Origin of the sequence: Actinacidiphila guanduensis (assembly GCF_900103985.1) — a bacterium.
Lineage (GTDB): Bacteria > Actinomycetota > Actinomycetes > Streptomycetales > Streptomycetaceae > Actinacidiphila > Actinacidiphila guanduensis.
The window spans coordinates 309,886-322,406 of record NZ_FNIE01000008.1 but is presented as its reverse complement, the minus strand read 5'-3'; the positions used below and the strand labels follow the sequence as shown (position 1 = coordinate 322,406).

The window sequence follows — 12,521 nt, the reverse complement described above, 5'->3', positions numbered from 1 at the left end:
GGAATGATCCAGGACCTGGCTCCCCTGGTGTGCGGGCTGCTGCTCGCCGCCACGGGCGCGGCCAAGCTGTTCGGCCGCCGCACCGCCCAGATCGCCGCCAACACCGTCCTGGTGCGGGTGCTCGGCAACAGGCACCGCGCCGCCTTCGCCCTGCGGGCGGTGGGCGCCCTGGAGGCCGCCGTCGCGGCGGGCCTGCTCGCCGCACCCTCGGCGGTGGTGCCCGGCGTCGCCACGGCCGTGCTGGGCGCCGGCTTCACCGGTTACCTCGGCTACGCCAGGGCGACCGCGCCGGAGACCTCGTGCGGGTGCAGCGCCCGCGACGAGGGCCCGATCGGCACGCGCTCCTTCGTGCGGGCGGTCCTGGTGCTGGCCGGGGGTGTCGCCGCCGCCTTCGCCGGCGGCACCTGGTGGCACGAGATCGCCGGCCGGCCCGGCTGGTCGCTGCTGGTGCTGGCCGCGGCGGCCGCCCTGGTGGCGGCCGTCTCCAGGGACGTCGACCGGGTCTGGCTGCCTGTGCGGCGCCTGCGGCTGCGGCTCTTCGGCACCCCGCTGCCCACGGGTTCGGGGCGCCGGGTCCCGGTGGAGGCGAGCGTGGAGCTGCTGGAGAGCTCGCTCGCCTGGCAGGCGTCGGCGCCGATCGTCCGCTCGGCGCTGCTGGACCACTGGGACGACGAGGGCTGGCGGGTGCTGCGCTTCGCGGGCGTCCATCAGGACGAGCGCGGCGCGCGGCCGGTCAGCGTCCTGTTCGCGCTCGACGAGGAGGCGACGATCGACAGTTCGCCGAGCCCGGCGGTGCGGGTCTCGGTGATCGACGACGATACCCAGGAGGCCATTTTGCTGGACCTGCTGGCGCTCTCCGGGCTCAGGACACCGCTGCCACTGGTCTGAGTAGTGTCCGGCTCCCGGCCGGAGGACGCCGACGGGCGTCGCCGCCGCCCTTCCGGGGCGGGTGGCGGCGCCTTTCGGTGCGATGGGGACCGCTGGGGACGGTTCGGGCAGGTGCGACCGCGCGGTATCGGCCATGATCGGGAACGGGAACGTGCTACGGCGGACAGGGCGGGCGGGGCCGCACCAAGGGGCACGCGGGGCACCATGGGTCGCTGCGCGGAAGTCGACGCCCATGTGGTCAGGTCGCGACGCCCTTGTGCTCAGGCCGGTCACGTGGTCAGGGCCGCCGTTGGGTCAGGCAGACCGTGTGGTCAGGCCCGCCGACTGGTCAGGGCCGCTTCTTCGCCCGGCTCGGCTGCACCCGCGTGGGCTCGCCGTCCATCTTGGGGTGGTCCGGCGGGTAGGGGAGGTCGCCGAGGCCGTGTTCCGCCTCGTCGCGCGCGGCCAACTCAAGGGCGGCGTCCAGGCGGTAGGCGTGCTCGTCCATGTCGGCGTGCACGTCCCCGACCTCGGCGAAGCGGCCGGGCATCGTGGCGATGTCGAAGTCCTCGGGGACGGCGCTCTCCACCTCGTCCCAGCGCAGCGGCGCCGAGACGGGGGCGTGCGGGCGGGGCCGCACGGAATAGGCGCTGGCGATGGTGCGGTCGCGCGCGGTCTGGTTGTAGTCCACGAAGATCTTCGCGCCGCGCTCCTCCTTCCACCAGGCGGTGGTGACGCGCTCGGGCGCGCGTCGCTCCAGCTCGCGGGCGACGGCGATGGCGGAGCGGCGGACCTGCACGAAGGTCCACTCGGGGGCGATGGGCACGAAGACGTGCAGGCCGCGCCCTCCGGAGGTCTTGGGCCAGCCGGCCAGCCCGAGCCCGTCGAGGACGTCGCGCAGCTCCAGGGCGGCGCGTACGGCGTCCGCGTAGCCGGTGCCGGGCTGCGGGTCGAGGTCGATGCGCAGCTCGTCGGGGTGGTCGGTGTCGGCCCTGCGCACCGGCCAGGGGTGGAAGGTCAGGCAGCCGAGGTTCGCCGCCCACACCACGGCCGCGGCCTCGGTGGGGCAGATCTCGTCCGCGTGGCGGCCGCTGGGGAAGGAGATGCGCCCGGTCGGGATCCAGTCGGGCAGGTTCTTGGGGGCGCGCTTCTGGAAGAAGGACTCACCGGTGACGCCCTCGGGGTAGCGCTCCATGGTGGTGGGGCGGTCGCGCAGCACCCGCAGCACGCCGTCGCCCACGGCGGCGTAGTAGCGGGCGACGTCGCCCTTGGTGAAGCCGCGCTCGGGGAAGTACACCTTCTCCGGGTGGGTGACGCGCACGGTGCGCCGACCGACGGTGAGCTCCAGCGCCTCTGCCATGCCCTCACGCTAGGCCGCATCCGCGGGGCGCGCGCGTCGGCCGGCGGGCGCGGGAGCGCTCACCGGCGGACAATCCGCTCATGGACCTTCCCGTGATGCCGCCGGTGGCGCCGATGCTCGCGAAGTCCGCCGCCCGCGTGCCGCCGGGCATGCTCTACGAGCCGAAGTGGGACGGCTTCCGGGCGATCGTCTTCCGCGACGGCGACGAGGTGGAGCTCGGCAGCCGCTCGGGCAAGCCGCTGACGCGCTACTTCCCCGAAGTGGTGGCCGCCGTGCGGGAGCACCTGCCGCCGCGGTGCGTGCTGGACGGCGAGATCGTGATCGCCCGCGGCGGCCGGCTGGACTTCGACGCGCTGCTGGAGCGCATCCACCCCGCGGACTCCCGGGTCCGCCACCTGGCGGAGGTGACTCCCGCGAGCCTGGTCGCCTTCGACCTGCTCGCCCTGGGCGGCAGCTCTCTGATGGACACCCCGCAACTGGAGCGCAGGCGGGCACTGGAGCGCGCGCTGCACGACGCGGCCGCACCTGTGCACGTCACCTCGGCCTCGGAGGACCTGGAGCTGGCCCAAGAGTGGTTCGAGCAGTTCGAGGGCGCGGGTCTGGACGGCGTGGTCGCCAAGCCGCCGGACCTGCCGTACCAGCCGGGCGCGCGGGTGATGGTGAAGGTCAAGCACGAGCGGACCGCGGACTGCGTGGTGGCGGGGCTGCGGCCGCACAAGAGCGGCCCGGTGCTGGGCTCGCTGCTGCTGGGGCTGCACGACGCGAACGGGCGGCTGCAGCACGTGGGGGTGTGCGCGTCCTTCCCGATGGCGCGGCGCAAGGCGCTCATGGAGGAGCTGGCGCCCCTGCGGATGGAGTCGGTGGCAGGCCACCCCTGGCAGGACTGGGCCAGCGAGGAGGCGCAGGCGGCCGGCCGCCTGCCCGGCGGGCCCAGCCGCTGGACCGGCAAGAAGGACCTGTCGTGGGTGCCGCTGCGCCCGGAACGTGTCGTGGAGGTCGCCTACGACCACATGCAGGGCGACCGGTTCCGGCACACCGCCCAGTTCCGCCGCTGGCGGCCCGACCGCGACCCTTCGAGCTGCACCTACGCGCAGTTGGAGGAGCCGGTCCGCTACGACCTGGCCCGTGTCCTGAGCGGCGGCTGAGCCCGGGCCCGGGCTGCTCGACCGCTGCCGCCCGGTGTGCGAGGTGTCTCGTCCGGCGGTGCCCGGTGCCCTCGGGCCGCAGGGGCGGCGATCGCGGGCCGCTCGCATGATCCGACGCCATGGGTGCGGCCCTGCCCCCGCATCCATGGCGTTCAGCCCACTCAGCCCAGGAAGCTGAGGCGCACCTTGCGGTCGGGGTTGGCCACATTGGTGTCGACCAGCACGACCGACTGCCAAGTGCCCAGCTCCAGGCGGCCGCCGATCACAGGGAGGGTGGCGTGCGGCGGCACGAGTGCGGGCAGGACGTGGTCGCGGCCATGGCCGCGGGGGCCGTGCCGGTGGCGCCACCTGTCGTCCGCCGGGAGCAGGTCGCCGAGAGCGGCGAGCAGGTCGTCGTCACTGCCGGCGCCCGTCTCGATCACGGCGATGCCCGCAGTGGCGTGCGGCACAAAGACGTTCAGGAGCCCGTCGGAGCCGCGGGCGACCTCGCCGAGGAACGCCTCGCACTCCCCCGTGAGGTCGGTGACCACCTCCTGGCCGCCGGTGTGCACCTGGACCACCCGTGTACGGAACTGATCGCTCATGCCCCCCATGATGGCCCGGCGGGCCGTCAGCGTGCCGGGGGCGGGCCGGTGGGCGGCATCAGCGCGGCGATCGGCCGGGCCCGGCGGAGCAGCAGTTCGTCGCTCCCGGGACGGGCGGCGAGCTGCAGGCCGAGCGGCAGTCCGTTCGCGGCGCGCCCGGCGGGCACGCTGACCGACGGCCAGCCGGCGCTGCTCCAGGGCAGGCACATGATGGAACTGCCCGTGGTGGCCAGGCCGCGCGGTGCCGGCCCCGTCGCGGCGGGGGAGATCCACAGGTCGGCCCCCGCGGCGTCGGTGGCCGCGGCCAGCCGGGCTCGGAAGGCGTCCCGGCGGCGCAGACCCTCTTCGTACTCCGTCCGGGTGATGGCCCGCCCCTGGCGGACGACGGCCGCGGTCTCCTCGCGGTACAGCGGCCCGTACTCCTCGAACCACTCGGCGTGGCTGCGTGCGGCCTCGTACCGGTTGACGGTGAACAGGTCGGCGACGTCCTGCTCGAAGTCCGCGAAGGCGGGCGCGCGGCGGACGGTGAAGCCGCCCTCGCGCAGGGCGGCGACATGGCGTTCGAAGGCGTCGCGGGCCTCGGTGCCGGCGCGCTCCAGGTAGGGGCCCTCGGGCACGGCGAGCACGGGCCTGCGGCCGGTGTCCTCGGCCGGCCGCCAGCCGTCGCAGAGCACGCTCGCGGCCGTCTCGACGGCCTCCGGCGTCGGGCCGTGCAGTCCGAGCGTGTCGTAGGTCGGGGCGTTGGGCACGACGCCGTCGACGGGGATGCGGGCCGCGGTGGGTTTGAAGCCGACCACACCGCAGTAGGCGGCGGGACGGATCACCGAGCCGACCGTCTGGGTGCCGATCGCCAGCGGCACCATCCCCGCGGCGACGGCGGCCGCCGAGCCGCTGCTCGAACCTCCGGGGGTGTGCGCGGGGTGGTGCGGATTCCGGGTGGGGCCGGGCGCGAGAATGGCGAACTCCGCGGTGACCGTCTTGCCGGCCACGAGCGCCCCGGCGGCACGCAGTCGGTCGACCACCGCCGCCTGGGCGCCGGCCAGGGCGGCAGCGGGCAGGTGCGAACCCGCGCGCGTGGGCAGCCCGTCGACCCTGACGATGTCCTTGACGCCGACGGCCACGCCGAACAGGGCGGGCCGGGCCCGCGGGTCGGGCCAGCGCTCGTGGACCGCCCGCAGTTCGGCGGCGAGCCGCACGCGCCGCTCCTCGGACGTCTCGCAGTCCGCGACAAAGGCGTGCAGGTCCGCATCCAGGGTGTCGATCCGGTCGCACAGCTCGTCAAGAGTCGCGAACGGCCCGCCGCCCGGCGCGTAGGTCCAGGTGTCCACGAACGCCAGCCTGCCAGAGGCGCCTTGGCGGCCGGGCGGCTGCGGGGGCGAAAGCCGCGCGGAGGTTCCGTTGCCCGCACGGCAGATTGGTCTGTACCATTCGGGGGCGCCGCCGGCCGCGTGCGAAAGGGGACTTCGTGAAAACGCTGCACAGGCTCGCCGTCCTGGTCGACTCGTGCCTGCTGCCCTCCGTGCGCGGTACCGGGCGGGGGCTGCCCGAGTGGATCCTGCGCGGCCTGGAGCGCGGCACGCCGGGCGCCGCCGTACACGCTTTCGGCGCCGAAGCGAAGGCGGCCTCCGACGCCGTGCGCACGGTGCTGCCGGACGCCCTGACCGGCCACTCGGGGCCGCACGGGGCCGGGACGGACGGCGTCGAGGCGGCGGCCGCGCTCATGGAGACCGGTGCGAACCTGCACCTTGGCGTACGGCCCTACCCGCGTGCGGACGCCACCCGCGTCTTCGTGACCGACCTGCAGGTCCACGGAGTGGCCGCCGCCCTGGGCCCGTTCACCGGCACGGGAAACCTGCGGCCCTTCGCCGAGGGCGCGGCGGCCGGGGTGCGGGCGATCACCGCGGACGTGCCCGCGACGCTCAGCGGTCCGGCCATCGCCGGGGTCCTGCGCGGCGAGCTGGGCTACGGCGGTGTGGTGGTGAGCGACATCCTCGACGCGCCCTCGGTCGTCGACGGCTGGGGCGTTCCGGGCGCCGCCGTGCTGGCCTGGATCGCCGGGGTGGACCTCATCCGGCTGGGCCCCGCCAGCGGCGCGGGCGTCCGGGACGCCATTCAGGCGGCGGCCGCCCGCGCGGTGGCGGACGGCGACCTGCCGGTCGACCGGCTGGAGGAGGCCGCCGACCGCGTGGCCCGACTGCGCCGCTGGGCCTCCGACCCGCGGATGCCCGCGGCCAGGGGCTGACCCGCGGGAAGCTTTCAGCCCGGCACCGGGTTGGACGAAGCATGAACGGCTTCGGTACGACGGCGGTGCGGGCGCCCGGCGCCGCGGGCGGTGAGCCGGGTCCCGCCACGCCCGTGGAGGTTGCGGTCATCGGCGCGGGCCAGGCGGGGCTGTCGGCCGCGTACTTCCTGCGGCGGGCCGGGCTGCGGGCCGGCTCCGGCTTCGTCGTGCTGGACCACTCCCCCGGCCCCGGCGGCGCCTGGCAGTACCGCTGGCCGAGCCTCACCTACGCCAAGGCGCACGGCGTGCACGCGCTGCCCGGCATGCCGCTGGAAGGCGCCGACCCCGACCTGCCCTCCGCCCAGGTGGTCGCCGACTACTTCCGCCGCTACGAGGAGACCTTCGACCTGTGGGTGCGCCGCCCCGTGGACGTCACCGCCGTACGCGAGGACGGAGGCGGACGGCTGCGGATCGAGAGCGGCCAGGGCGCCTGGTCGGCCCGCGCGCTGCTGAACGCCACCGGCACCTGGGATCGGCCCTTCGTGCCGTACTACCCGGGTCAGGAGACCTTCCAGGGGCGCCAGTTGCACACCGCGGGCTACCGGGGCGCGGCCGAGTTCGCCGGCCGGCACGTGCTCGTCGTGGGCGGCGGCACCTCGGCGGTGCAACTGCTGATGGAACTAGGCGCGCCCGGCGGCGCGGCCCGCACCACCTGGGTGACGCGGCGCCCGCCGGTCTTCCGTGACATGTCCTTCACCGAGGACTGGGGCCGCTCGGTGGTCGCCCTGGTCGAGGACCGGGTGCGCCAGGGGCTGCCGCCGCAGAGCGTGGTCAGCGTGACCGGGCTGGCGGCGACCGAGGCGGTGCTGGACGCGCAGGCGCGCGGCATCCTGCACCGGGAGCCGATGTTCGCCCGCGTCACACCGCACGGCGTCGCCTGGGCCGACGGGCGCACCCTGGAGGTGGACGTCATCCTGTGGGCGACCGGGTTCCGTGCCGCGCTGGACCACCTGGCACCCTTGCGGCTGCGCGAGCCGGGCGGGGGCGTGCGGATCGAGGGCACCCGGGTGGTGAAGGACCCGCGCATCCACCTCGTGGGGTACGGCCCGTCGGCCAGCACGATCGGCGCCAACCGGGCCGGGCGCACCGCCGTACGCGAGATCCGCGCGCTGCTCGACGGCCGCGGCTCTGGAGCCCTGGCCACCGGCGACGCGGGCCAGTTGGCGGCGATGGCTGCCAACTGAGCTCGCGCACCGGCATCGTGGGACACCGTGGACATCCGCCTTTTAAGGGCGGCGCTCGCCCATTGAGGCGGGCCCGCTCGCGTCCATGGAGGCGAACGGGTACCCGCGCCCATGGACGCGGATCGAGATCCGGCTCCTCTGCCGCCATCCCCGCAACAAACATCGGATGTCTTCTTCCCATGTCAGGGCTTCTTGCGGCAGTATGTGCGGCATGTGTGATCGAAAAGCGAGCGGCGCGGCGGCCGCAGGCGCGGAGGAACCATGCGGGTAGCCCTCTTTGTGACCTGTGTGAACGACCTGCTCTACCCCGACACCGGCCGCGCGGTGGTCACCCTGCTCGAGCGCCTGGGTGTCGAGGTGGACTTCCCCTCGGCGCAGTCGTGCTGCGGGCAGCCGCAGTTCAACACCGGGTACCGGCACCAGACGGAGCCCCTGGTGCGTCGCTACGCCGACGCCTTCGCGCCCTACGACTACGTGGTGACGCCCTCCGGCTCCTGCGCGGCCATGGTGCGCGACAACTACCCGAAGATCGCCCGCAAGGCGGCCGCCGAGGGGCGCGACGACGGCCTGTCGCAGGCCGCGGCCGCGGCGGCGCCGAAGACCTACGAACTCACCGAGTTCCTGGTGGACGTGCTCAAGGTGACCGACGTGGGCGCCTACTTCCCGCACACCGTCACATACCACCCCTCCTGCCACGGGCTGCGCATGCTCGGGCTCGGGGACCGGCCGCGGCGGCTGCTGGAGGCCGTGCGGGGCCTGGAACTGCGCGAGTTGGAGGGCGCGGAGGAGTGCTGCGGTTTCGGCGGCACCTTCGCGGTGAAGAACCCGGACGTGTCGGTGGCGATGGGCGAGGACAAGGTGCGCCACGCGCTGGACAGCGGCGCCTCGGTGCTCTGTGGGGCGGACAACTCCTGCCTGATGCACCTGGGCGGCATCCTGCGCCGTGACGACGCGCCGATGCGGGCCGTGCACCTGGCGGAGATCCTGGCCTCCACCCAGGAGCAGCCCTTCACCCCCGCAGTGAGCGGGGCGGTCCGGTGAGCGGCACCTACCTCGGCCTGCCGGCCTTCCCCGAGGCTGCCCGTACCTCCACCAAGGACGCGCAACTGCGCGCCAACCTCACGCACGCCACGCACACCATCCGGGCCAAGCGGGCGGGCGCGGTCGGCGAGTTGGCGGACTGGCAGGGCCTGCGGGCGGCCGGCGCCGCCATCAAGGACCACACCCTGCGGCACCTGGACACCTATCTGGAGCAGTTGGAGGCCGCGGTCACCGCGGCCGGCGGGACCGTGCACTGGGCGGTCGACGCCGCCGACGCCAACCGGATCGTCACCGAACTCGTGCGGGCCACCGGGGAGACCGAGGTCGTCAAGGTCAAGTCCATGGCCACCCAGGAGATCGGCCTCAACGACCACCTGCGCGTGGAGGGCATCAGCGCCTACGAGACCGACCTCGCCGAACTGATCGTCCAGCTCGGCGACGACCGCCCCTCGCACATCCTGGTGCCGGCGATCCACAAGAACCGCAGCCAGATCCGCGACATCTTCCGCACGGCGATGGGCGAGTGGGGCCGTCCGGCGCCCGACGGGCTGAGCGACACCCCGGCGGACCTCGCCGAGGCCGCCCGGCTGCACCTGCGGGAGAAGTTCCTGCGGGCCAAGGTCGGCATCTCGGGGGCGAACTTCATGGTCGCCGAGACCGGCACCATGGTGGTCGTGGAGTCCGAGGGCAACGGGCGGATGTGCCTGACCCTGCCCGAGACGCTGATCTCGGTGGTCGGCATCGAGAAGGTCGTCCCGACCTTCCGCGACCTGGAGGTCTTCCTGCAGACCCTGCCGCGCTCCTCCACCGCCGAGCGGATGAACCCCTACACCTCGATGTGGACCGGCACCACGGACGGCGACGGCCCGAGAACCTTCCACCTGGTGCTCCTGGACAACGGGCGCACCGACACCCTCGCCGACACCGAAGGACGCCCGGCGCTGCGCTGCATCCGCTGCTCGGCGTGCCTGAACGTCTGCCCGGTCTACGAGCGCGCCGGCGGCCACGCCTACGGCTCGGCCTACCCCGGCCCGATCGGCGCCATCCTCACCCCCCAACTGCGCGGCACCGCCGACGCCCTGGACGCCTCGCTGCCCTACGCCTCCAGCCTGTGCGGCGCCTGCTACGACGTGTGCCCGGTCGCCATCGACATCCCCAGCATCCTGGTGCACCTGCGCGAGCGCGTCGCCCAGGGCGGCGAGGTGGTCACCGCGGGGCGGCGCACCACCATCAAGCCGGCCAAGGGCCACGCCGCCGAACGCGCCGCCATGCGGGCCGCCCTGGTGACGCTGGACCACCCGGTGGCCTGGCGCGCCACGCAGTACCTGGCCGCGCGGACCCGCCGGCTGCACCCCCGCAGGCTGCCCACCCCCGCGGGCCGGGCGTGGACCGACCGGCGGGACCTGCCGCAGGTGCCCGCGGGCTCCTTCCGGGACTGGTGGCGGGAGCACGAGAAGGAGCGGGCCGGGCGGACCGGAGCGCCCGCGCGGGACACCGGAGAGAAGGGCGGGGCGCAGTGACCGGCAGCAGCAGCCGTACGGAGGTGCTCCGCCGCATCCGGGCCGCCCTGGGCGACCGGCCCGAGGACGTCCCGGTCCCCCGCGACTACCTGCAGGAGCACGGCGACCGCACGCCCCAGGAGACGGCCGACCTGCTCGCCGAGCACCTGGCCGACTACCGCGCCCACGTCCACAGGGCCGCCCCGGCCGACATCGCCGGCACCGTGGCGCGGCTGCTCGCCGACCACGGCAGCCGCACCGCCGTCGTCCCGCCCGGGCTGCCGCAGGAGTGGCTGTCGCAGGTCGCGGGGGTGGAGGTGACGACCGCGGGCGCGGACATCACCGCGCGGGAGCTGGACGCGATCGACTCGGTGGTGACCGGCTGCGCCGTGGCGATCGCCGAGACCGGCACCATCGTCCTGGACGGCTCGCCCGACCAGGGGGTGCGCCGAATCACCCTGGTGCCCGACCACCATGTCTGCGTGGTGCGCGCGCCGGAGCAGGTCGTGGCCGCCGTCCCCCAGGCGCTGCCGCGGCTGGACCCGGCGCGGCCGCTCACCTGGATCTCGGGGCCTTCGGCCACCAGCGACATCGAGCTGGACCGGGTCGAGGGTGTGCACGGCCCGCGCACCCTCGATGTCGTGCTGGTCTCAGCGGCCGTCTGAGCCACTGTGCCGACCTGCCCGGCCCGGCACCCGTCCCGTGCCCTCCCAGGTGCCTGACGGGGTGTCAGGCGGCCGTTGCGGCGCTGTCCGCCGCGGTGGCCAGGTCGGTGTCGCGGCGGATCAGGGCGGCGTAGCGGCCGCCTTGGGCGAGGAGTTCGTCGTGCGAACCGCGCTCCACGATGCGCCCTTCGTCCAGGACGACGATCTGGTCGGCGTCGCGGATCGTGGACAGGCGGTGCGCGATGGTGATGGTGGTGCGGCCGGCCGACAAGGCGTCGATGGCGTCCTGGACGGCCGCCTCGGTGCGGGTGTCGAGCGCGCTGGTCGCCTCGTCCAGGATGAGTACGGGCGGGTCGCGCAGGATGGTGCGGGCGATGGCGAGGCGCTGCTTCTCGCCGCCGGAGAAGCGGTAGCCGCGCTCGCCGACGACCGTGTCGTAGCCGTCGGGCAGGGCGGCGATGTGGTCGTGGATCTGGGCCGCCCGGGCGGCGGCGGTGATCTCCTCGTCGGTCGCCTCGGGCTTGGCGAAGCGCAGGTTCTCGGCGACGGAGGCGTGGAAGAGGTAGGTCTCCTGGGAGACCACGCCGACGGTCGCCGCCAGGGTGTCGAAGCTGAGGTCGCGCACGTCGGTGCCGTCGATGGTGACGCGGCCGCCGGTCACGTCGTACAGGCGCGGCACAAGGTAGCTCAGGGTGCTCTTGCCGGAGCCGGTGGCACCCACGACCGCGAGGCTGCCGCCCGCGGGGACGTCGAGATCGATGCCGCGCAGGGTCGGCTCGGCGTCGGGGTCGTAGGCGAAGTCGACGTCCTCGAAGCGGATGGCGCCGCGGGGGTGCTCGATGGTCACCGCGTCGGGGCGTTCGGTGATGTCCACCGGCAGGTCGAGGTATTCGAAGATGCGCTGGAAGAGCGCCAGGGAGGTCTGCACCTGCACGCCGGTGGCAAGCAGCGACACGGTGGGGCGGAACATGCCCTGCTGGAGGGAGACGAAGGCGACCAGGGTGCCGATGGTGATACCGCCGCCATGGCTGCTGGTCAGGCCGGCCGCCCAGTACAGCAGCGCGGGCATGGCGGACATGACGATGCCGATGACCGCCATCCGCCAGCGCCCCTGCATGTTGGAGCGCACCTCCAGGTCCACCAGGTTCTCCGACTCCGCGGCGAAGTCGCGGGTGAGGGAGTCGGCGCGGCCCATGGTGCGGCCGAGCAGGATGCCGCTGACCGACAGCGACTCGGTGACGATCGCCGACATGGCGGCCATCTGCTTCTGCCGCTCGGTGGTGATCTTCTTGCGTTCGCGGCCGACCTTCCTGGCCACCCACACGAAGACGGGCAGGAGCAGCAGGGAGACCACGGTCAGCCGCCAGTCCAGGGCGACCATGGCCACCACCGAGGCGATGACGGCAGTGAGGTTGGAGACCAGCGAGGTGGCGGTGGAGGTGACGGTGGCCTGCATGCCGCCGATGTCATTGGCGATGCGGGACTGCACCTCGCCGGTGCGGGTGCGGGTGAAGAAGGCCAGCGACATGCGCTGCAGGCGCTCGTAGACGGCCGTGCGCAGGTCGTGCATGACGCGCTGGCCGACGCTGGTGGAGATCAGGGTCTGCAGGACGCCGAAGACGCCGTTGGCGACGGAGGTGGCGATCATGCCCAGCGCGAGCAGGGCGAGCAGGCCGGTGCGGCCCTGGGGGATGGCGGTGTCCAGGATCGCCCGCAGCAGGAAGGGCGAGGCGACCGACACCAGGGAGGACAGGCCGACGAGGAATCCGACGAAGGCGAGCCGTCCGCGGTAGGGGCGGAACAGGCGCATGATGCGGCGGACGTCGTTGCGTCCGCCGGGCTGCCGCTTGGGCGGCGTCCAGCGCGAGGCGAGATCGTTCTCGGGGCGCAAAGGG

At 74.2% G+C, this 12,521-nt stretch carries 11 protein-coding genes; 7 read left to right on the top strand and 4 right to left on the bottom strand.

What is annotated here, in order from left to right; translation table 11 throughout:
• The first annotated feature begins 3 nt into the window (after positions 1-3).
• Entirely contained in the window at positions 4-888 is an 885-nt protein-coding gene (locus BLR33_RS19400) for a MauE/DoxX family redox-associated membrane protein (protein ID WP_245771513.1), read from the top strand.
• 328 nt (positions 889-1,216) lie between these two features.
• Here BLR33_RS19400 and ligD read toward each other — a convergent pair whose 3' ends face one another.
• Entirely contained in the window at positions 1,217-2,227 is a 1,011-nt protein-coding gene (gene ligD / locus BLR33_RS19395; RefSeq protein ID WP_093785781.1) for a non-homologous end-joining DNA ligase, read from the bottom strand.
• Positions 2,228-2,307: 80 nt separating this feature from the next.
• Here ligD and BLR33_RS19390 point away from each other — a divergent pair, with 80 nt between their 5' ends.
• On the top strand, positions 2,308-3,372 hold the full coding sequence (locus BLR33_RS19390) for an ATP-dependent DNA ligase (protein ID WP_093785780.1): 1,065 nt from the start codon (positions 2,308-2,310) through the stop codon (positions 3,370-3,372).
• Between the two features lie 161 nt (positions 3,373-3,533).
• On the opposite strand, the gene BLR33_RS19385 is transcribed toward BLR33_RS19390, so the two are convergent.
• Positions 3,534-3,956, bottom strand: coding sequence for a YjbQ family protein (locus BLR33_RS19385; RefSeq protein ID WP_093785779.1), 423 nt, complete (start codon positions 3,954-3,956; stop codon positions 3,534-3,536).
• Between the two features lie 26 nt (positions 3,957-3,982).
• Positions 3,983-5,284 (bottom strand): amidase, encoded by a 1,302-nt coding sequence (locus BLR33_RS19380; RefSeq protein ID WP_093785778.1) that lies wholly within the window; start codon positions 5,282-5,284, stop codon positions 3,983-3,985.
• A 137-nt stretch (positions 5,285-5,421) separates the two neighbouring features.
• On the opposite strand from BLR33_RS19380, the gene BLR33_RS19375 reads away from it, so the two are divergent.
• The 5 genes from BLR33_RS19375 (at position 5,422) to BLR33_RS19355 (ending at position 10,626) form a co-directional block, all read left to right on the top strand.
• On the top strand, positions 5,422-6,198 hold the full coding sequence (locus tag BLR33_RS19375; RefSeq protein ID WP_093785777.1) for a glycoside hydrolase family 3 N-terminal domain-containing protein: 777 nt from the start codon (positions 5,422-5,424) through the stop codon (positions 6,196-6,198).
• Positions 6,199-6,239: 41 nt separating this feature from the next.
• Positions 6,240-7,421, top strand: a complete 1,182-nt coding sequence (locus BLR33_RS19370; RefSeq protein WP_093785776.1) for an NAD(P)-binding domain-containing protein — start codon at positions 6,240-6,242, stop codon at positions 7,419-7,421.
• A gap of 261 nt (positions 7,422-7,682) precedes the next feature.
• Positions 7,683-8,462, top strand: a complete 780-nt coding sequence (locus BLR33_RS19365) for a (Fe-S)-binding protein (protein ID WP_093785775.1) — start codon at positions 7,683-7,685, stop codon at positions 8,460-8,462.
• Complete coding sequence (locus tag BLR33_RS19360) at positions 8,459-9,982, top strand: lactate utilization protein B (RefSeq protein WP_093785774.1); 1,524 nt, start codon at positions 8,459-8,461, stop codon at positions 9,980-9,982. The genes BLR33_RS19365 and BLR33_RS19360 overlap by 4 nt, the downstream gene beginning before the upstream one ends.
• The gene (locus BLR33_RS19355) at positions 9,979-10,626 is read left to right on the top strand and encodes a LutC/YkgG family protein (RefSeq protein ID WP_093785773.1); all 648 of its coding nucleotides are present in this window, start codon (positions 9,979-9,981) and stop codon (positions 10,624-10,626) included. The genes BLR33_RS19360 and BLR33_RS19355 overlap by 4 nt, the downstream gene beginning before the upstream one ends.
• A 64-nt stretch (positions 10,627-10,690) precedes the next feature.
• Here BLR33_RS19355 and BLR33_RS19350 read toward each other — a convergent pair whose 3' ends face one another.
• Positions 10,691-12,517: an ABC transporter ATP-binding protein gene (locus tag BLR33_RS19350; RefSeq protein WP_407639702.1), complete on the bottom strand. Its 1,827-nt coding sequence runs from the start codon at positions 12,515-12,517 to the stop codon at positions 10,691-10,693.
• Positions 12,518-12,521 lie beyond the last annotated feature (4 nt).